Origin of the sequence: Gabonibacter massiliensis (assembly GCA_001487125.1) — a bacterium.
Classification (GTDB): Bacteria; Bacteroidota; Bacteroidia; order Bacteroidales; family Marinifilaceae; genus Gabonibacter; species Gabonibacter massiliensis.
Genome location: LN913010.1, coordinates 68,574 through 90,336, shown reverse-complemented (window position 1 = coordinate 90,336; position 21,763 = coordinate 68,574). Strand labels below are relative to the sequence as shown.

The window sequence follows — 21,763 nt, the reverse complement described above, 5'->3', positions numbered from 1 at the left end:
TAAAGTTATTTCGGGTCAAGAGCTTTCTCTACCTTAAACAATAACAATTGATAATAAGATTTGGCCTCGCCTGTACTTCTGTTCACGGCCTGCGCCAGCATATCTTTTGTTTTCAAAAGCATGTTATAGAATAGATGAGTGGTAGAATACGGTTTTGCCTCGATATAATCCACCATACCGAATCCCTCTTTTTCTCCGGCAATCATCATACCCTCTTTCATCGGCCCTACCGGGAATTTGGCATTTTCAAGCAAAGCAAAATTATGCTGATACATGCTCCGGACACTCAAATCCTCGAAATCGGCCAAACGGAAGGCTTCCCTCGGAACATCGAATACGGCCGGAGACATATTAACCGTAGAAGTCGTAATGATTCCCATCAAAAAGGCACTCTGTAATTTCATATCCTTATTGGTCAATTTCTGATTCTTCATCGTCGGAGCCCAGATGATATTATAAATATCATTTACATACTCTTCCGGAGTATAGTCTCCTCCCCGTTCCGCCGAAAGGGCGATAAACCGGATCCGATCCAACAATCCGTAAATGATCTCTTCCTCGTTTTTAGACGCTATTCTATCTCCGATTTCAAACTCCTTCAAAACCGCCTCATTATCCAACCAAGAGAGATCACGGGAAAGATCGACCAAATACTTCACAATCTCCTTTTGTTTTGCCTTCGGTACCGGCTGATAGGAAGGCTTGGTATCTCCCGCACGTTTATCCGTCAAGTACATACCGCCGATATAGGCAAAAACATAATCCAGTTTCGTCCTGAATGCGGAAGTCAATCCGGAATACATGGAACGTCTCTTCGTCATACTTCTGTCCTTGTCTCCCCCATACCAGGTAAACACATTTTGAAGAGACGTTTTCAGGTTGTTCACGGTATAAATCAATCCTTTCACGGGATCATCCCCCAAATCGGCATACAGCGAAGTCGGATCATAAGAAGCGTAAGAAGCTTGTCTGATCCCGAAACGATACATCGGATCATCCTGGTGTTCACGAATCCACTGATCCAGCACGGGTTCTTCATCTTTCGGGGTAGCAGCTTCATATATGGGTTTATACAACCATTGAATGGCATAATAATCATAAGCCCCGATCCCGGTAGTCGTTAAACGAACGCCCTTCTCCACGTCTCCCGGTTGCGCCACGTAGTTAAACATGAAGTAATCCATGATGGAAGGACTCAAGCCGTACTTCTGGGTGAAAGAAGCAGAACGCAAAGAATCGGTCGGATAGGCAGCCGTAGCTCCCATATTTTCCGTTAAACCAAGACATTTACCAACAATTTGCATCACTTTCAAACGAAGAGCCTCTCCATCCAACTCCGGGGTCGGATCGAACGTACGAACGGAAGGATCAGCAGCCATTGTCGTGATCAAACGATCCTCATGCAAACCGATAACCACATTATCGTGAATATACATGGATGCCTGTAAAATTTCTCCCGTACGAGGATCCGTAAACATGGAGTTTTGAATAAAATACATCCACAAGGGAGCGTAACGAATGGTATTATAGTTGATGTTATTGGCATCAAACGTGGGATCATCAGCAGGAAAATCTTTTACCCGCAATACATTTTTAAATCCGATCTTCTCGAAAGCCTTATTCCACTCTTCAACACCGGCCTTGATATAGGGTTTCCAGAATGCAGGCATTAACGTATCGATATAAAATACAATCGGTTTTTTCGGTTCAACCAACTCTCCGTTCCGGTATTTTATCTCGTCGGAAGGTTCTATTCTCCAGCGTTTCGTATAATACATCGGTTTGAAACCTTCGCTTCCTCCGGTATAAGCGGTTTTTCCCGTGTAAGCGACTCCGATACGGGAATCGGCCATACGGGGACGCATCGGTTCTTCCGGCAAAAGAGATAACATTTTATCCACGTTTACGCTTACCGGAACATCCTTTTTCATTAAGAAAGCCCCGAATACCAAATGATCCACATCGTACCCCATATTACACATCACCACGACATTATCGTCATAAGCCTTAATACCGGAGATGGAAGAACGGTCACCCTGGAATTTATGCGTCCGTGCCACAAAACCGAAAAAAGAGTTTCCGGCATAGCCGGCAAACGGATTGGTATAATAGGAATGCTCCAGGAACAAGTCCGTCATGTCGACAACAATTGCCGTACTGTCCGGAGTGTAAGCCTTAATTTTAAAAGATTTGAAAATACCCGGTAGATTGGATTCTACCAAAGCCTGATTCGCTTTCACCTCTTTTCCCGTATTTACAGGGGAACTAAATAAAAGAAACCGAGCTTGTAATAACGAATCCTGACGGGTAAAACGCAAATGCATAGGACGGCCGGCAAACTGTCCGACAACACCCTCTCCGTTATCGCTAATCGTTCTGATAGAGGAGGTCAATGCCATATCCCGATCCAATAAGGCAACCGGGAATTCGACCCAAATCTTTCCCTGCATGTTATGAATCTTCATCAGCCCCTCTGCCGTGGTATATTTCTTTCCCCTGAACAACTTATCATAAGCTGTCTCGGTCGCTTTTTTGGTTTCCTTGCTTGTCTCTTTTTTCCGCTTGGCATCTACTTGAGTACAGATACCGAACAAGAAAAACGAAAGAAACAATAAATATATTCCTTTTTTCATATATCAAACTTTAGATTCATGATTTCAGACCCGGGAATTTCGGCGACATACCGCCCCGGATCTTCTATCGCAAATTATTTTTTTAGCGCTTGTTCTATTTTGTAGATCAACAATTTGTAATGTTGACGCGTATCTGCATTTCCGGTATTCGCTTTACTCTTCAATAAAGTCAACGTATTTTGCAACGCGTTGAAGTAAAGGTGTTCCAGCGGTTCATAGGGAGGTGTAACACTCACATACCAACCAAATCCTTGTTTTTCGACACCACCGCATTGTACATGGTCATGACTTATCTCTTTCTTGTTCGTGAACATACCCATCCAATGCTCGGACACCTCACCATACATTTTACGGCTCTTCTCTTTTATGCATTCGGGAACCTGAATCATCAGGTCTTCGGCATGGAAACTCAAAGAATTGCCTCTCATCATATTCATTCCGGTATTTCCGATAGTGAAAGAAACAAAATTCAATTGCAGTTTTTTCTCGATATTACTCAATGATTTGCCTTGCTTGGTAGGAGCCCATACAAAGTCCATCAAATCTTTCATATAATCTTTTTGCGTGTAAGGATTCTCCTCCGCTTTGTCCGCACTCATGGCAACGGCACCGAAACGTTTGGTCAAACCTTCCCAAATAGCATCTTCCATATCGGAAATGATATTGCTGCGGATTTCGAAATTCTTCAATAAAGACTGGTCATTCAACCAAGCGAGATCTTTCAATTGAGCCAACATAAATTGAGTTGCCCGTTTTTGTTTCTCCGTCTCCACGGATTTATAGCTCGGACGTGCATCCTGTGCATAACGCTCGTTCAAATAGATACCACCTATATTGAAAATCACATGATTGATATAGCGGAAATATTGATAAATCACCTCATTATAAATATTCTCGCGGAAACGGAAGTCCTTATCTTCATCACCGATCCAGTTGTTCAGGTTTTTCATCAGATATTTCAAGTTCTTCACACCGTAAGTAGCAGCCTTTATCGCATCGTCACCCAAATCTTCTTCCATAGCACTCGGGTCGATCCGGTAATTGATCTGTTGTTTTCCGTAACGATAAATCGGGTCATGGGATTTTTCCGTAATCCATTTATCCAATACAGGCACCTCCTCTTCGGATGTTTTAGCTTCGAATATCGGAGTATACAACCAATGGATAGCATACATATCGTAAACACCCAAATCAGGAGGGGTCATTTTCACACCCCGCTCGGCGTCTCCCGGTTGCGCTACATAATTGTTACGGGCATAATCCATAATAGAGTATGTCGTTCCGTATTTTTGAGTAAACGACGGAGAACGCAAAGAGTCTACCGGAATAGCGGAAGAAGATCCCATGTTATGCATCAATGACAAACAGTGACCGATCTCGTGAGCTACCACATAATGGATGCAATCTCCCAAAGTCTCTTCATCCAATACCATTTTACGAACGGAAGGATCTGCAGGTCCTCCTTGGATGAAACGCCAGTTCTGTACTAACTCGATCAAGTTATGATACAGGTATACGGAAGCATTCAAAATCTCTCCGGTACGAGGGTCCGTCCAGGAGGGTCCCATCGCGTTAGCCGTCCAGGAGGGAGAATAACGCACACAAGAATATTTCAAATTATCCGGATCGAATTCAGGATCATCCGTGGGAAAATCCTTAGCGATAATCGCATTTTTAAAGCCGATAGCTTCAAAAGCAGCCTGCCATTGCTCTACACCTTCTTTGATGTATTTACGCCAAGCTTCCGGGAAAGTGTTATCCACGTAGAACACGATCGGTTTTACCGGCTCTACCAACTCTCCCCTCTTATACGCTTCCACGTCAGAAGGCTCCAATCTCCAACGGTTAGCAAAATAACGAGGCTGTATACCGGAACCGTCACTCGTAAATTCAGAACGACCTCCCACGAAGATTCCGATACGAGGATCGGCGTAACGGGGACGCATCGGCTCTTCCGGCAGCAAGATAATACTCCGGGTCATTACCGCATTGAAAGGAGCCTTATAAATATAATAGTAACGTTGATCGCTTACGCTGACAACATAACTCAATGAAGACTCCACGCTAACATTATCAGCATAGGCTTTAATACCGGTAATCTGGGAATCCTGTTTTTTAAACTCTTTCTCCAAACGACGACGATATAAAATAGGAGCATACGGTGAGAACGGTCCGATGTTATCTTCGTTGGAAAGGAAATAATCCGTCACATCGAATACGACAGCCGTACTGTCCGCATTGTAAGCCATAATCTTAAAGGTCTGCATAACGGCGGGAATCGTACTCTCCTCAATCCGCTTGCCAATGTTTTCATCTTTGGTCGTATAATTGGTGTTAACGGCACAAAGATTCATGGAAGAATCTCTTTTCACAAAGGTGATGTGCAAAGGATCATACGGTTTTTCACCAACACTACCAAAACCGTTATTGGTAATCTGGGTAATCGTTGATCCCAAAAGCATATCCTTATTCAATAAATTCAATGGAAATTCAAAATAAACTTTCCCGTCCATTTTGTGAATGGTAATCATTCCCTTTACAGTCTCGCACTTCTGACCTTTAAATAATTTGTCATAAGCAGACTCTTTCTTTACTTCAACTTTCTCTTCCTTCGATTTCTTTTTCTTCCTTTCTCCTGCAAAAGTCACACTGCTTTGCAACAAGAAAAGACCGACAACAACAAAAACGATAGTTTTCAGTCTCATAATAAATCAATTTTGGTTTAAAATATAGTACACATTAATTGTTCGATCCGTCATGCCGCATGCCCTTGTTAGACCCCTTTTCTACATACACATCCGGCATCACAACTCATTATACAAATGAAATAATTTTAATTTAGACAAACTTGCAATATAACATATATAACATAAGTTTAACAAAAGTACCCCGTTCCGTTAAACTTATAACAAAACGGAGTTCCGGGACAGCGGTTAACCGGGTGTTATTCCCGGTTAACCCCATAGCTATATCCCTCCCCACAAACATTAACGCTTCATAAAATAATTGATATCGCCTTCGTAATCAGCGGAATCGTCTTCTAAAAGATGCTTTGCAAAATGAAACCACAATTTCCGTTCGAAGAAATCTTCCGCTTCTCCGCTAAAACCGTGCGTATTGCCCGGTAATACCAACATATCGAAATTTTTCCCCGCCTTTATCAAAGCATCCACGACCCGTAACGTATGTGACGGATGAACCGTCTTATCCATATCTCCGGTAACGATCAACAACCCCCCTTTGTAATTTTTGGCCAACTCCGCATTGCTCTTACTTTTAGTCGTAAATGTAATCTCCTCCCGGTCTCCGTTAACGCTATCCTTAACGATTTTCTTGTTCTCCTTCACGCCATAATGGATCTCCACGAATCCCTTATTATAAATATTATTATCGTGATTTCCCGCGGAAGATACAGCCGCACTGTAAAAGTCGGGATAAGTCAATAAAGCCGCCGTAGACATAAAACCGCCCCCGGAATGGCCGAATATTCCGACTTTCTTCCCGTTGATATATGCATGACGGTCTGCTAACTGTTCGATAACGTATTTATCATCTGCCAAAGGGTAATCCCGTTGATTACCATAGCCATAGGTATGATAAAATTTACCCCGCATAGGTGTTCCCCCCCGGTGTCCGACAGAGATTACGATAAAACCGACCTGTGCCAAACGGGTATTCAAATCATCATTTAAGGTAAAACGAGTCTGGACATACTCGAAAAAAGGTCCCGGGTACACGGAAGAGATAATCGGGTAACACTTGGTCGAATCAAAATCGGCCGGTTTCCACATCGTCCCGTATAAATCGGTAACCCCGTCAGCCGCTTTCACTTTAAAGCGTTCCGGTTTTTTCCATCCCAATTCATAAAGACGGCGTAAATCCGGTTTTTCCAACTCCATAATAACTCTCCCTTTCCGGTCGCGAACCACATTTACAGGCTCCATATCTACCCTCGAATAACTATCGGTAAAATAGTTGCATGAAGGAGACAGACTGATATCATGCGTTGCGTTCTCGGGAGTCAGCAAGGTTATCGCATTCGTTTTATCTATATCGGCCCGGTATAGCACGTAGTAATAAGGATCCACGTTTGCCTCTTTACCCAAACCGATAAAATAGATTTGTCTCTTTACCGTATCGATTTTCATAATCGGTCCGGCGACCCAGGCCCCGGAAGTCACCTGATTCTTCAGGTTCCCGTTTTCGTCATATAAATAATAATGCCCCCATCCGGTACGTTCCGAACGGAATAAAATCTCCTTCCCGTCATTCAGAAAAGAGATACCTCTCATCTGGTAATCCAAATAAGGCTTATCAACCTCATGAATCAACACTTTCACCTCTCCGCTTTCCGTGTCCACACAGCAGATTTCACATTCATCCCAGGTTCTCTTGTAACGTTGGAAATAAAGTCTTTTCCCATCATTACTGGTATACAACACGTCAATATACTGATCTTTCCACCGGCTTATATCTATTTTCTTCACTTCCCCTTTATCTGCATCTCCGATCAGAAGTTCATATTGGATCACATGTTCGTCCCCAGCTAATTCAGCCTTGTAAGTTTTCAGTTTCGGACGCGGTTCCGCTAACGCATCGACCAACCACAGTTCCTTTACTAAACGGGAATCCTCCCTTATGGCATAAAACTTATGCCCCTGCTTAAACCATTTGGCGGAACAACCGAAACGATCGTCGATCTCTCCTTCGTCCTCCCGGTTAAAAGTATAATAACGTTCTCCATCCTTTGTCAGCTGTACCTCTGTCGTATCCTTTCCTTTTTCAGCATTCCCGACCACGTAAAGATTATGTCTTTTAGCAAAAAGCATGTAGGAACTATCCGCACAATAGTACATCCAATAAGGAGAGGAAGAGTAATAACCTCTCGTTTTCTCTTCCGTTTTCAGCACTTTGGTTTCCGTATTATAGGCAAAATTATTCCGGTCAAAGTTGAAATAAATGGTCTTCCCGTCGGGAGCAAATTCAAAATTTATATCCAACTCTTTATCGCTATAAGCCTTACGGGTAATCTCGCTGATTTTCATCAACAACTCCGCGTTGTCAAAGAGCAAACGTTTACTTTTTTTCGACGGATCGACCAAATAATACCTATTCCCCTCTTCCGTCCGGAAATTATACCAGAAACGGTCGGTATTATTGATATAACGGGGACGTATCTCCAACGAATTTTTCACGACAGGCACCCGAGTAAGACACCGGAAACGTTCCGCCAACTCGTAATTCGCCCTTTGTTGCGCCGTACTGCAAAATACGATCCCTGATAATAGTATACATATTAAAATACTCCGCATCACATATAATATTATTTATGATTTAACGATTAAAAGATTCTGTGATCGAATGAAGTAATCACAGAATCTCTAAATTACATCCTCTTCGAATCTTTTAGTTTCGATCCTTGTACTGCTCTATCTCGTAATAAAAATCACCCGTTTCGTCACCCAACAGATGCTTGGCAAAGTGAAACCACATTTTCCGCTCATAGAAGGTATTGGCAGCGCCTCCAAAACCGTGATTTTCAGCAGGTAGAATAATCATATCAAAGTTTTTATTCGCACGGATCAAGGCATCCGCCATCCGCAAGGTATGTGCCGGATGCACATTATCGTCCACCCAACCGTGAATCAGCAACAAACCGCCTTTGTAATTCTTGGCCAATTGCATATTCGTGGGGACACTAAATTTAAAGGTACTCTCCGTCCGATCGCCGTTGATACTGTCTTTAATCACTTTTTTCTCCTCTTTTACCCCGTGATGAACCTCTCCCCACCAGGAATTATAGATGTTATTGTCGTGATTTCCGGCAGAAGACACGGCAGCACTATAAAAATCAGGATAGGTACAAATAGCTGCCGTGGACATAAAACCACCTCCCGAATGGCCGTATATACCGACCTTCGTACCGTCGATGAAAGAATAACGGTCCGCCAACTGTTCGATGGCATATTTGTCATCCGCCAAGGGATAATCCCGTAAACGACCGTGGCTATAAGTATGATAGAACTTACCCCGCATAGGAGTTCCCCCGCGATGTCCCACGGCAATCACGATAAAACCGAGCTGAGCCAAACGGGTATTATCGTCATGCAGCAACGCGAACTGGGTCGGAACATACTCGTAGAACGGTCCGGGATAAACCGAAGAGATAATCGGATACTGTTTCGTGGAATCAAAATCGAAAGGTTTCCACATTACACCGTACAAATCAGTCACGCCATCGGCGGCTTTTACCTTAAATCTTTCGGGGGCTTTCCATCCCATCTCCACCGCTCTCCGGATATCCGGTCTGGCTAACTCCATTAACTCTTTACCTTTCTTATTTTTGAGTACAATACGGGGGACCATATCTACCCGGTTGTATATATCCACAAAATAGTCATAGGATTTAGGAAAATGAACCATATGGGTCGCATTTTCAAAAGTCAGTTGCTTCACGCTTCCCGGTTTGTCGATATCCACTTTACACAAGGTATAGTAATAAGGATCGATATTTTTATCTATCCCCAAACCATAAAAATAGAGCGTGCGTCCCACCGTATCGATATCGGACACAGGACCGGCCACCCAAGCTCCCGAGGTAATGGCATGTTTAAAATTACCCTCCCCGTCATAAAGATAATAATGTCCCCAACCGGTACGCTCCGAACGATAAATAATATCTTTCCCGTCATTCAAAAACATGATATTGGCCATCTTATAGTCCATAAAAGGCTTATCGACCTCATGAATCAACACTTTCACCTCTCCCGTTTTCGTATCCACAACGCCAACTTCCTGTTCGTCAAATGTCCGGGGACGACGCTCGAAAAAGATTTTATCGCCGTTCTTCGAAGTATGTAAAACAGAAAAATATTCTCCGTTCCATTTTTGTATATCGATATTTTTGATCTCTTTCGTCTCTACATCGATAATCACCATTTCCGTACGGCCGGCTTCCTGATCTCCCGGCATTGAGTATTTATAGGTTTTCAGTTTGGGACGAGGCTCCGCCAATACATCCACGATACCCATCTCTTTCATATTTCTCATATCCTCGCGAACGGCAAAGATTCTCTTCGAATCTTTCAACCATACGGCAACAGGAGCCGTCGGAAACGTATCCGCCTCCTCTTTCGCGTAAGTATAATATTTCTCCCCATCCGTCGTCAATTGTACAACGGTCGTATCTTTTCCTTTCTCCTTATTCCCCATCAGGAACAGATTATGATTTTTGGCATAAACGATATAAGAACTATCCGGAGAATACTTTTTCCAAGATTCTCCCCATCCCTTGCTGATCACGGTATCCACCTTTTCAACGAGCCCCGTTTTCATATCGTAACGATACCTGTTTTTCTCAAAAACGAAGGTGAAAGAGGACCTTTTCTTATCAAACTCGACTCCCTGAAGAGTAAAATCCTTTGTATCGTATGCCTTACGGGTCTCCTCACTCAATTGTCCCAATAACTTTCCCGTGTCGAATAACAACCTTTTTTCCCGTTTAGCCGGATCCACGTAATAATACTTTTTACCCTCTTCCGTCGTAAAGGAAAACCAGAAACAATCCCCGTCGTTGATAAATTCCGGGTAAATAGATAAACTGTTCCGGTCGGCATACCGGAAATTTTTAAAGGTAAAACGATCGGCCAATTTATAATTCGCTTTCTGTTGGGCAGAAAGACTAAAACCTGCCAATAACAGCATCCCTAACACTATATTCTTTATCATCGCTTTCAATTTTCCGTTTCTTTATATTGATCTATAGTTCCAAAATGATCGGCCGTCGTATCGCCTAATAGATATTTGGCAAAGTGATACCACAATTTCCGTTCAAAGAAATAGTCGTCATTTCCGTATCCGTGGCCTTTTCCGGGCAATACCAACATATCAAAATTTTTCCCGGCTTCTATCAGTGCATGAGCCATCCGCAAGGTATGAGCCGGATTAACGTTTTTATCCATATCCCCCGTGACCAACAAAAGATGTCCCTTCAGATTTTTCGCAAGCTCCATATTCGTAGCAACCTTCACGCTGAATTCCGACACTTCCCGGTCTCCGTTGATGCTGTCCTTGATCACCTCTTTCCTCTCTCTCACGCCATGATGAATTTCGACCCAACCGTTATTATAGATATTATTATCGTGATTTCCCGAAGAAGAAACCGCTGCTTTGTAAAAATCAGGATAGGTACAGATGGCAGCCGTGGACATGAAACCGCCACCGGAATGCCCGAATATACCGACTTTCGTGATATCTATAAAAGGATAACGATCGGCTAACTGTTCTATGGCATATTTATCGTCGGCCAAAGGATAATCCCTTAAGTTTCCGTATCCGTAACGGTGGTAAAACTTACCCCGCATCGGGCTTCCTCCGCGATGTCCCATAGACACCACGATAAATCCGAGCTGCGCCAACTTCATATTGTAGCTGTCGTTCAAACTGAATCCGGTAGAAACATATTCGAAGAAAGGTCCCGGATAAACGGAAGAGATGATCGGATATTTCTTGTTCGGATCGAAATCGGCCGGCTTCCACATGATTCCATGAAGATCGGTCAAACCGTCTGCCGCTTTCACGGTGAAACGTTCCGGAGCCTTCCACCCCATCTCGTAAGCCCTTCTGAAATCGGCTTTTGCCAATTCCGGGATAATCACTCGTCCCTTATTGTCTTTTAAAACAAACTTCGGTTCCAGGTCTACCCTTGAATAGGTATCTATAAAATATTTTCTGGATTCGGAAAAGGTAGCTTTATGCTGACCGTCTTCGGGAGATAACAAAGAAACCCCTTCCCTGTCGATATGGGCTTTTACTACTTGGTAATAGTAAGGATTCATCTTTTTATCATACCCGTGCGCATATAGATAGACGGTCCGGCCGGCAGTATCTATGGCCGCAATTTGTCCGGCCACCCAATCGCCTGAGGTAATCGTATTCTTCAGGTTTCCTTCCCCGTCGTAATGATAGTAATGGGCCCATCCGGTTCGCTCCGAACGGTAAAGGATATCCTTTCCTTCATTCAGGAAGACGATATTCCGCATATGGTAATCGATATAGGGCTTGTCCTCCTCGTGGATCAATACTTTCACCTCTCCGGTCTCGGTATCGGCAACACAAAGTTCCACCTCATCCCGCTTCCTCTTGTAACGCTCAAAGAAAATTTTATCTCCCTTTTTGGTCGTGTATAACACTTCCATATCCTGATCCTGCCATTTATCTGCATTGATCTTCAATACTTTGCGTTTCTCAACATCGATAACGGACAATTCCCATTTAGACAGCTCTTTCGCCCCGGCCATATCGTATTTATAACTTATTGCCCTGGGTCTCGGTTGAGCCAATACGTCGATCACGGCCATCTCTTCCACTTTCCGTTGATCCCGGCGTAAAACGTAAGCTTTATTGGCGAACTTAAACCAACGTCCCTCCATTTCCGTCTCCGTGGAGTCCATACTTTGGTTATCCCGGGCATAGGAAAAATATTGTTCCCCGTCGGTTGTCAACTGTATTTCGGTCGTATCCCGACCTTTATATTTATTTCCTCTGACATAGAGGTTATGATTTTTCGCGTATAAAATATAACTGCTATCCGGAGACAGCGACATCCAGGTATACCTCTCGGGTTCCTCCTTCTTTTCCTGCTTCGGCAATTGTCGTACAACCTTCGTTTTCATGTTGTATTCGTATTCTCCGTTATCCATGGAAAAGGTCATTTTCGACAAATCTTTGGAGAAATCGATATCCGACAATACTAAATTTTTCTCGTCATAAGCCCTGCGGGTGTACTCACTCACTCCCCGGGCGATATCCGTATTATTGAAAAGCAGACGCTTTTCTCCTTTTTCCGGATCTACAAAATAAAATTTCTTCCCCTCGTCCGTTCTGAATTCAAACCAAAATTTTTCTCCGTTATGGATATACCGGGGAACGACCCGCGTGCTATTCTGCGACACGACCCCGCTCAACCCCATCCGGGTAAATTTTTCTGCTAACTTATAATTCGCTTTCTGCTGTGCATTCCCACTTTCAAAAACAAAAAATAACAGAAATAAAATCAAACATTTTTTCATACAATTATCATTTACATACAATTACCATCTATATCCCCCACATCCGCACCCTCCTTCGTTAGAACATAGAAGGGAGCCTGAGCTCCCTTCCACATTTATTAAAATCCAGTTTGTAATCAATTCGGCTGATACGGGAAAGTTACCATAGTACTTTCTCCATACTTGTATATGACATCTACGATACTACCAAATCCGGCATAATGATACAACTCCCGCATCTCGGTCACTTTCGCCGCATCCTCGTCATACTTGAGCTCGTAGATATAGAACTCTCCGTTATCCAACGCCACTCCGACATGAGCACCGCCGAAATCATATTTCGGGCTATCCGCATCTCGTCCCATATCCTTGGCATCGATGGCAACGATATTACCGGCGAAAGTCATAAACTCCTTACCGGGATCGTTCTCGTCGGTCAAAGAACAACTGTATAGTTTGTTGCCGTTAGCCACGATCAAACATTTATAGTAGTAAAGTGCAGCCGCATCCGTGAAATTATCCATCATGGCAGAAGAAATTTTATGTGTTCTTCCGTTGGTCGAGGTAACATCCAAATTAGGCTCTTCCGAAGAAGGATTACGCTTATATTCAAAAGAATAAGTATGCATGTAATAATCGTTCTGTCCTTTCAGCAAAGATACGAACGAAGGATCTTCGTACTGTTCATCCGTCCATGTCGTAAACAATACCTCTTCCGGAATTTTCTGGAACAAAGTCTTATCGTAGCTCGATTCGGGGAAACGAATCTCGGCTAACGCTCCCGCTTTACCCCCCATTTGAATATCCTGACTACCGTATCTGGCGGTAGCATCGTCTACGATTCCGACCAAGGTATTATTTTGGTCCAGAGCTAAGAAAAACGTAGCGTTATTCCGGTTGGATTGGTAAAGAGCTTTAAATTTTCTTCCGTTGAAGGCCGGCTCGGACGGATATCTTCCGGCATGGAAATCGGTGATTACGGCTCCCGTACTCGTGTATACATAACCGTTTTGATCCAATACGCATTTTAATCCGGTGGACATAATAGCATCCAAAGGACGGAAGTTGGAGGGAACGGCTCCCGAGAATTCTTCTTCCGTGTTAATTACCTTATGCAAGTCGCTCCCGTGTAATTCTGCGCATTTGTTATCTTGTAACACAACAATTTCATCCATGGCTCCGTCAAAACCATAATCGTAAATCATAAAAGATTCTCTCAATTTCTTCGGTCCCGTTCCCAGATCCTTTACAATATTGATATCCTGGCCATCATAGTAAATCGTATCTTTGGTTTGATTTTCCGGTAAAGCGACCTCGCTTCTTCTCATCAACACCATGGATACCTGAGAAGCGTCTCCGGCCCCCTTGGACAAGATCATCCACCCTTTTAGCCAACGAGAGTCAACGGAAACCTGAGTTCCTGCCACAAACTGAACACCGGTCTGATTATCGGTCACACAAAAAACGATCTTATGTGTGGCGATAACATCCGATTTGAACGTATACGTGGGCTCCGTATGTTCGGTTAAAGCACCGTTAACATACCAGGAGTAGCTTACATCCGGATTCAACGTGTCTTTGGAAAGCTTTACTTCGGGAACCAAATGCACCTCTTCGCCGGGGAAACAAGTATAAACACTTCTTAATCCTGTAATCTTAGAATCTCCAACCGTATTTATATCCTTGTAATTGTAGTTGTTTTTATCGTCCAAACAACTCACTGCCATCAGCAGCATTACAATCCATAAAAAATTATGTCTCATCTTATTTTCTCGTTTTAATTATCCCTTGATAGGAACAGTTATTACTTTACCATTCTCATCCTTCAACGGTGTCAACCCGGCAGCCTGATTAGCCGGATCATTGTTGAACTCCTCGATCTTGTACTTCAATTGCAAACAATAACCCCTCAATTTGTTCCGGTCCTTTCCGTCAAAAGGCTCACCGTCCAGTATATCCAGGAACATCAGGTATTTCGTATCCGAATATTCTCCGATATAATAAGCTTCCGCTATATTAAAGAGAGGTTGTCCGTTCGTACCGATAAAATCCCATACGGTCCACCACTCCGGTTGGAAAATCCGGTCCGTGATAGAAATAATCGCTCTTTGATTGATAACCGGTCCTTCCAAAACATCTCCTTTCGGATCGATTTTCAAAACCAATCTCAAATTTTTCGTGGCCAAATCGGGATGGTTGATAAATTCGATAAAGATCGTATCAACCTTATGATCGGCGCGGTAAACGAATTTTTCCGGAATAACATAGTTCTCTGGATACAAGGTGGTTTCGTTCAAATCCGCAGATACGGTATACTCGATATCCTGATCCGGCCACTTACCGGCAACCGTTACCTCCACGGGAATCGTAATCCGGTTCTCTCCGGCAAACAATTTAAAAGAAGTCGCCGTGCTGTCTTTTGTCGCATCCTTAGAGAAATAGATATAAGTCACATCATTCGAATTCTCCCATAAACCTTGCTCGTCGCAAGCCGACAGAGAAAACAGGGACAATAAAAGAAGTAATATAATATTTGTCTTCATAATTCGATTTTATTTAATAGTAATTTCACTATCGGGTACCGGAAGTACAAAATACTCATCCGAAGGACCGAAGGTCTCGTAATCCGAAGGAATAGCTTCGTTCAATCTCTTAAACATAAAGAACAATTGTCCTTCTCCCCACAAATCTCTACGCATATCGTTACGCAAAGCTTCAATAAAGGTATCTTTATCCTTAATAGCCTGTTTTTGTTCCGTCACGGCAGCAGATCTGATTCCTCTTCCGGATTTTACTTTAAACAGATACTCCTTAGCCTCGTCCAAATTGGTTCCACAAATAGCCTCCGCGGCGATATAATATACTTCGCTCATACGCAACATCGGAACCAAATAGTTAGCAACCTTTGTCTGGGTCGTAGTCGCCGTTTGTTCTTTGTATTTCAAAGGACGGAAATACTCGTATCCCATGTAGTTCTCGATTTGATACTTAAAGCGATAATCGTCACTCGTTATATCTTCATAAGAACCCTTTAAGTCCGGAGCAAAGATTTTTTTAATGTTCGTCAGTCTCAAATAATACATGCTGCTTCCGCTCATCACCTCATTGGCAGCCCGATCCCAATCTCCTAACTTGGGAGCATACAATCCCATAATGATATCGCTATAGAATTTCAAATCTCCATTGCTGGCCGAATTTTTGAAAGAGAAATAGTTATTTTTCTTCTCCATTTCGATCAAAGCAGTAGCTTCGTTATACGCGTTGGTCGTCTGACCTGCATACAGGTATACCCGGGCCAATGCAGCACAAGCGGCATAATAGTTCATCCGGTAGCCCCGGGTCGAAATAAAGCGGTTGGTCAAACTTCCGGCAACCTCAAAACGATTGGAAGTAGATAACGTGTAAGCAGAATCGCTCTTCCACAAAAACGCTTTTGCATCCTTCAGATCTCTGATAATCAAATCCAAACATTCGTTTACACTTTTCTTGTTAGAGATCAAAGAGGGATAAGTATCCACGTAAGGAATATATTTCGTGGTCGGATTCGTTACCGGAGCTGCCGCGTACAAACGCAACATATCGAACTGGATAAAGGCGCGTAAAGCCAAGGCTTCTCCCCATATCATATTCTTTTCCCGTTCTCCGGCTGCAAAAATTTCAGGATCAGCCTGAGGCACATTATTCAATATGTTGTTGCAATTGGCTACCGTATTATAAGCCTCTTCCCAGATCGTTTCGATAACCGGTTTCAAAGCTTCGTCTTCGAACTCGTACTCCACGGCCTTCTTCATATCCCTGGTAGCATTATCCGCCGCGTAATTCATATTATAACATTGTCCCAAAGCATCTACCAATCCCCAAGTCAGATTACGACCGTAAAGGTTATAAGCGGCCATCGATTTATAAACACCGTTCAAGGCATTCCGGAATCCCTCTCCCTTACTCCAAAGTTCTTCCTCCGTGATCTGATCCTCCGGAGAGACATCCAGCCACTTGTTGCACGAAGCCAACACAAAAGGCAACACGCAAACAGAAAGTAATATTAACTTATATCTTTTCATAGTTTTCTAATTAATTAAAAGTTGACCATTAACGAGAAGCTTACACCCCGTGCAAACGGATAGCTAAGTCCCCGTTCTTGACGAATACTGGACCATCTTACGATATCCTCCATACTTACCTCAAAACTCATCCGGCTCATTCTAAGACGTTTTACAAATGATTCGTTGAAATCATACGTCAAAGAGATGGAAGACAAGGTGAGGAAATTATCATCCTGCACGAAACGAGAGGTGGGCAAAGTCGTCACGTCACGATTCTTAATATCTTTCAAAGGAGTCACGTCTCCCGGATTTTGCCAACGATCGGTCAATACCCGTTTGTCCACGTTTCTGTTTTCCACTTTTGCATTCTCAACCCGGTCGACCAACGTTTGGTTATAAGCCTGTCCACCCCATTGATACATAAAGTTAACAAACAAGGTGAAGTTCTTATAAATGGCATTCAAACCGAAAGAACCCTGAGCATCCGGCTCGGTATTTCCAACGATTACCTGTTGGGTTGCACTCCAGGTATGAGTAACGGATCCGTCGCGATTCAGGAAAAGTTCCTTTCCGTTACTCGGGTCGATACCCAAAGATTGCATCGCAAATAGAGAGGTCAAAGAACCGCCCTCTTCGTATTTCATAATCGGCTTGGAATACTTGGGATCTTTACTAATCCAAGAAGCACTAACCTGATCATCCTCGGCATCTTTATAATAGTCGTTTACCTGGTCATTGTACATTTTCAACGACTCGGAGATTTTCAAAATCTTATTTTTATTGTGGGCTAAATTTCCCCAAAGAGCGATGTTCAAATCCCGCTTCTTAATGATATCCGCGCGAAGTTGAATTTCAAATCCGCGGTTTTGGTTCTCTCCCACGTTGTCTACATAATAAGAGAAACCGGATGAGGTCGGAAGCGTCACATCATTGATCAAGTCAACCGTTTTCTTATTGTAGAAGTCGAAATTCAACGTGAACCGGTTAAACACGGTCATATCCAAACCGACATTCAACTCATTCGTGGTTTCCCAGGTCAAATCTTTGTTTCCCAAAGCTTTCAATTTCACACCGTATCCGGTTTTGTACCACTCGTCCGTTTGAGCTTCGTAAGTAGTTATTGCACTGTACGGAGAGAAATTCACCTTACCGGTTTGTCCGTAAGATCCGCGGATTTTCAACTGATCGAAAATTCCGTTGTCTTTCATGAATTCGAAATTATGAATATTCAAACCCAAACCGCCGGACCAGAAAGAACCCCAAGGTTGATTACGTCCGAATTCGGAAGAACCGTCAAAACGTACGGAAGCGTCCAACAGGTAAATATCATTATAAGTATAGTTCAAACTTCCGATAAAACCGACCAAACGGGTCTGGTTCTCACTCTTGGAAGGTTTATCGTATACTTCGGCAGCATAGTTCGGTGAATGCAACTCTCCGGACGGGAAACCTCTGTAGTGAATGGAGGTCGTGGTCGTTTTCGTAGAGCGGGCATTCATACCCAAAGAAAAGTTCACACTGTGGGCACCGATCAAACGGTTGTAATAAACGAATACATTGGCATTCCAGTTCGTATTTTCTCCTTTATTCCAGTACAAATCTCCCAAAAGACCGTCGCTATCGTCAGAATCCTTGGCAGATACCTTGTTGGAAAGAGGATCGTAAAAACGTTCTCCTTTCGTATACTGCTTGGTGATACTGAATTGTCCTTTGACTGACAAGAAATCATTAACATACCAGTTCATACTGAGGTTATCGATAAACTCGTCGTATTTGCTATACTCGAAATTATTCAAAGTAGCTTCATACAACGGGTTGTTCAAACCTGAATTGGAGGCATCCACGGAGAAATCCAACTTCTCTACCAATTTACCATTCTTATCGTATGGACGATCGTAGGGCAACAACTCCGTATAATCGCTGAAGGAACCGTAAGGAGACTCTTGCGATTTCGTGTAGGTATAAGAGATTGTATTCTTTACCTGGAACTTCTTGTTCAAACGATAATCCACGGAAAATCCCACACCCATCGTTCTACGATAAGAGTCTTTCATTACACCGCCTCTGTTGTTGAATTGGGCATCCAAACCGTAACGCAAATCATTGTTACCTCCTTCAACATACAAACTGTGTTGGTGTTCAACGACATTACGCAATGGCATCGACATCCAATCGGTATCCACACCCTCTACAAGCCTTTCGTAACGTCTATTGTATGCCTTCATGGCATCGTCCAAACCATTATAATTAGCCGGATCGTATAAGCCGGAAAGCACCTCGATATCTAACTTCTCCTTTGCATTTGCCAAATTATAATCGGACAAGTCAGGCATGGTTACCGTGGCTTTTCCGGTATAAGAAACCGTCACTTCTCCCGGTTTCGGAGCGATCAACTCGATAACGATCACACCGTTAGCAGCACGAGAACCGTACATAGCCGTTGCAGCAGCATCTTTCAAAATCGTAATATTGGCAACCCGGTTCATATCCAAGTCGTATACCTTCTGTACATCTACCTCAAAACCATCCAAAATAAACGTCGGTAGGTTCGGGTTATTCTGCAAGGCTGATTTAGATAACGGATCTTTATTCAACTCTTTCACACCGATACCGGAACGTCCCCGGATATACATTTCAGGCAATGCGTTCGGGTCGGATCCCCATTGATTATTCGTCTGTATTCTAAAAGAAGGATCAAAAGCCTGCAATGCTTTTATCACATTACTTTTAGAAGCCTTCAGCAACTCTTTACCCTCAATCGTTTGCGCACTACCGGTAAAACTTTGCTTCTTGATCTGTCCGTATCCGGTAACCACAACCTCGTCCACTTCCGTTACATCCGGTTGCAATCTTACGATAACATCTTTGCTCAGATCCTTGATCTTGTTAACATCCACTTCGTGGGATTTCATTCCAAGGAAAGAAAAGACCAGAATCATCGTATCCCGTTTGGGAAACTTAATTTCAAATTTACCATCAATGTCCGAAACGACACCCAAAGTTGTCTTTTTCAAAATAACCGCAACACCGGGTAGAGGTTCGCCCTTTTCATCGAAAACCTTACCTTTTACCGTAACAGCCTTTACTTCTTCTTTCTTTTGATCGTCCGGAGTAATGATGATGATGTTATTCACGATCTTAAAATCATACTTCGTTCCGGACAAACAGGACTTCAATATTTCAGAAATCGTCGCGTCCGTGAAGGAACGGGTAATGTTCGTGATATTCTTCACCTCTTCGTCATTGTACAAAAACTCATACGTAGTCTTCGTTTTCAGTACATTCAACACCTCACTCAAGGACTGTTTTTCAAACTGAACTGTAATGTTCTGTTGACTGAAAGCTTTTTCGCTTGAAAAAGCAATGTGCGTGATTAGCAATAGCATTAACGTCAGTTTCGAGCCTAACGAAAATCGACTATGACCAAACAACCAGTTTTTCATTTTACTTCTCATTGATTTTTAATTTATTTAGGTCATTTTTAGTACATATCACCAGAGTCAGAAAGTTACCATAGTATTCTCTGAATCAAGTAATTGATGTTTTATAAAAATTCAATACACCACAAACCCCCTTTCTCCCGCATAATTTTTTTCAAAATTATCGTGAGAAAATTTGCTTAATATTTGTTTATGGGAAAAAAAAGAGTATATTTGTAATCCCTTTTGGTTTATTTTTAGTACACATTTAAGGGTCAGGGTTGCAGCTCTGGCCCTTTTCTTATACCCTTTCTTTTATTTTTCCCTAACCCATACACTTTTACCTTTCACTTCAAACGCTATATTTTTTGTCGTCAAACTTAACAATTCCAACACATCTTCGATTTTTGCATAACGAGGCAAAAAACCGGTAAAATGAAAATCTTTTACCGCTTGATTGGCATAAAACACATCCACCACGTACCATCGAGCCAATTTTTTCATGATCTCCTCTATACTACCGCCTTTAAAGCGGAAGCTCTCGTGCATCCACGTAGTGTAAAGTTCCACATCTATTCCTTTCACATCCACACCTCTATCCGTCACTATGGCCTGCTCCCCCGGTTTCAATACGATTTGCTTGTTATTACGCGTATTTATTTCGACCTTCCCAGAAGCCAACGTTGTCCTCGAATCTTCATCGTCCTCGTAAGCGGAAACATTGAAAGAGGTTCCCAAAACCCGGACATCGTAAGCTGAACACACAACGACAAAAGGCCGATCGGCATCCTTAGCCACCTCGAAAAAGGCCTCTCCCGAAAGATACACCACCCGTTCCTTACAGCCCGCAAAACTCTCCGGAAAACGCAACACCGTCGCCGAATTCAAATAAACTTTGGTGCCGTCGCTTAAAACCATTCTATATTCTCCTCCGCGCGGAATCTCCATTTTTCCATATTGGGGTAACGAATCCTGCAGTACTTCATCTAAATCCTTAAACACCACTTCCCGTCCGTTATTCTCTGCTGCAGAACTTGCCAACATCAAATCTCCCAACGTATCCAATTGATATGTAATCCCTGAAGCAACCGTCAACCTCGCCATCGAACGTCCCGGCACGATCTCTTCTCGAACGGCCAGTTTCTCCTCCTCCGCAAGCTTATTCGAAGATTTCAACCACAAAATCATAGACACACCGAACAAGACCACGACAGAAGCTGCAACCTTGTATATCCTGAATAAACGTTGTTTACGGCGCCTTTCGGCTTTTATCTTTAACACCACCCATGCACTGTTGGCATCATGAGACAGAATTTTCCGAATCTCCTCCAACTGCATCGTCTCGTCACAAATCCGTGAAAAGAGCTCCTTATGACGAACTGAAGAAGCCACCCACGCATCTAACTTCCGTTGGTCGGCCTCATTGATTTCATTCCGCAAATAGGAAACTATTATGGCGGCAATGTCATACTGATATGTCCGGTTTTCTCTTTTCATCATCATTATTACACGAAGGGTATTCAAAAGGATTAAATGAATCTTCGTTTTTTTCGAAAAAAGTTTTTGCCTCCGCTTCAGGAACAATTATCCTAAAAACAAATACATCATAAAATCCTTGT

Annotated in this window: 10 protein-coding genes; all 10 read right to left on the bottom strand. The window is 42.9% G+C overall.

What is annotated here, in order from left to right:
• Positions 1-5 precede the first annotated feature (5 nt).
• The 10 genes from BN3283_RS00815 to BN3283_RS00770 all read right to left on the bottom strand — a co-directional run bounded on the left by BN3283_RS00815 (position 6) and on the right by BN3283_RS00770 (position 21,647).
• Positions 6-2,633, bottom strand: a complete 2,628-nt coding sequence (locus BN3283_RS00815; protein WP_059025340.1) for a zinc-dependent metalloprotease — start codon at positions 2,631-2,633, stop codon at positions 6-8.
• Positions 2,634-2,707: 74 nt separating this feature from the next.
• Positions 2,708-5,338 carry a zinc-dependent metalloprotease gene (locus tag BN3283_RS00810; RefSeq protein ID WP_059025339.1) on the bottom strand — a complete coding sequence of 877 codons (2,631 nt, stop codon included), beginning with the start codon at positions 5,336-5,338 and terminating at the stop codon, positions 2,708-2,710.
• Positions 5,339-5,620: 282 nt separating this feature from the next.
• A complete protein-coding gene (locus BN3283_RS00805; protein WP_059025338.1) occupies positions 5,621-7,945 on the bottom strand; it encodes a S9 family peptidase in 2,325 nt (774 codons plus the stop codon).
• 94 nt (positions 7,946-8,039) lie between these two features.
• Positions 8,040-10,361, bottom strand: a complete 2,322-nt coding sequence (locus BN3283_RS00800; RefSeq protein ID WP_059025337.1) for a S9 family peptidase — start codon at positions 10,359-10,361, stop codon at positions 8,040-8,042.
• 5 nt (positions 10,362-10,366) lie between these two features.
• Positions 10,367-12,703, bottom strand: a complete 2,337-nt coding sequence (locus tag BN3283_RS00795) for a S9 family peptidase (protein WP_059025336.1) — start codon at positions 12,701-12,703, stop codon at positions 10,367-10,369.
• 116 nt (positions 12,704-12,819) lie between these two features.
• A complete protein-coding gene (locus BN3283_RS00790; protein ID WP_059025335.1) occupies positions 12,820-14,445 on the bottom strand; it encodes a PKD-like family lipoprotein in 1,626 nt (541 codons plus the stop codon).
• Positions 14,446-14,463: 18 nt separating this feature from the next.
• The gene (locus BN3283_RS00785) at positions 14,464-15,225 is read right to left on the bottom strand and encodes a DUF4843 domain-containing protein (RefSeq protein ID WP_059025334.1); all 762 of its coding nucleotides are present in this window, start codon (positions 15,223-15,225) and stop codon (positions 14,464-14,466) included.
• 9 nt (positions 15,226-15,234) lie between these two features.
• A complete protein-coding gene (locus BN3283_RS00780) occupies positions 15,235-16,743 on the bottom strand; it encodes a RagB/SusD family nutrient uptake outer membrane protein (RefSeq protein ID WP_059025333.1) in 1,509 nt (502 codons plus the stop codon).
• A gap of 14 nt (positions 16,744-16,757) precedes the next feature.
• Positions 16,758-20,180 carry a SusC/RagA family TonB-linked outer membrane protein gene (locus BN3283_RS00775; RefSeq protein WP_059025332.1) on the bottom strand — a complete coding sequence of 1,141 codons (3,423 nt, stop codon included), beginning with the start codon at positions 20,178-20,180 and terminating at the stop codon, positions 16,758-16,760.
• A gap of 279 nt (positions 20,181-20,459) precedes the next feature.
• A complete protein-coding gene (locus tag BN3283_RS00770; protein WP_059025331.1) occupies positions 20,460-21,647 on the bottom strand; it encodes a FecR family protein in 1,188 nt (395 codons plus the stop codon).
• Positions 21,648-21,763 lie beyond the last annotated feature (116 nt).

Excerpts from the sequence above, each read along its gene's own strand:
- BN3283_RS00770 (WP_059025331.1), bottom strand. The coding sequence starts at position 21,647 with ATGATGATGAAAAGAGAAAACCGGACATATCAGTATGACATTGCCGCC.
- BN3283_RS00795 (WP_059025336.1), bottom strand. The coding sequence starts at position 12,703 with ATGAAAAAATGTTTGATTTTATTTCTGTTATTTTTTGTTTTTGAAAGT.
- BN3283_RS00790 (WP_059025335.1), bottom strand. The coding sequence starts at position 14,445 with ATGAGACATAATTTTTTATGGATTGTAATGCTGCTGATGGCAGTGAGT.
- BN3283_RS00810 (WP_059025339.1), bottom strand. The coding sequence starts at position 5,338 with ATGAGACTGAAAACTATCGTTTTTGTTGTTGTCGGTCTTTTCTTGTTG.
- BN3283_RS00780 (WP_059025333.1), bottom strand. The coding sequence starts at position 16,743 with ATGAAAAGATATAAGTTAATATTACTTTCTGTTTGCGTGTTGCCTTTT.
- BN3283_RS00775 (WP_059025332.1), bottom strand. The coding sequence starts at position 20,180 with ATGAGAAGTAAAATGAAAAACTGGTTGTTTGGTCATAGTCGATTTTCG.
- BN3283_RS00800 (WP_059025337.1), bottom strand. The coding sequence starts at position 10,361 with ATGATAAAGAATATAGTGTTAGGGATGCTGTTATTGGCAGGTTTTAGT.
- BN3283_RS00785 (WP_059025334.1), bottom strand. The coding sequence starts at position 15,225 with ATGAAGACAAATATTATATTACTTCTTTTATTGTCCCTGTTTTCTCTG.
- BN3283_RS00815 (WP_059025340.1), bottom strand. The coding sequence starts at position 2,633 with ATGAAAAAAGGAATATATTTATTGTTTCTTTCGTTTTTCTTGTTCGGT.
- BN3283_RS00805 (WP_059025338.1), bottom strand. The coding sequence starts at position 7,945 with ATGCGGAGTATTTTAATATGTATACTATTATCAGGGATCGTATTTTGC.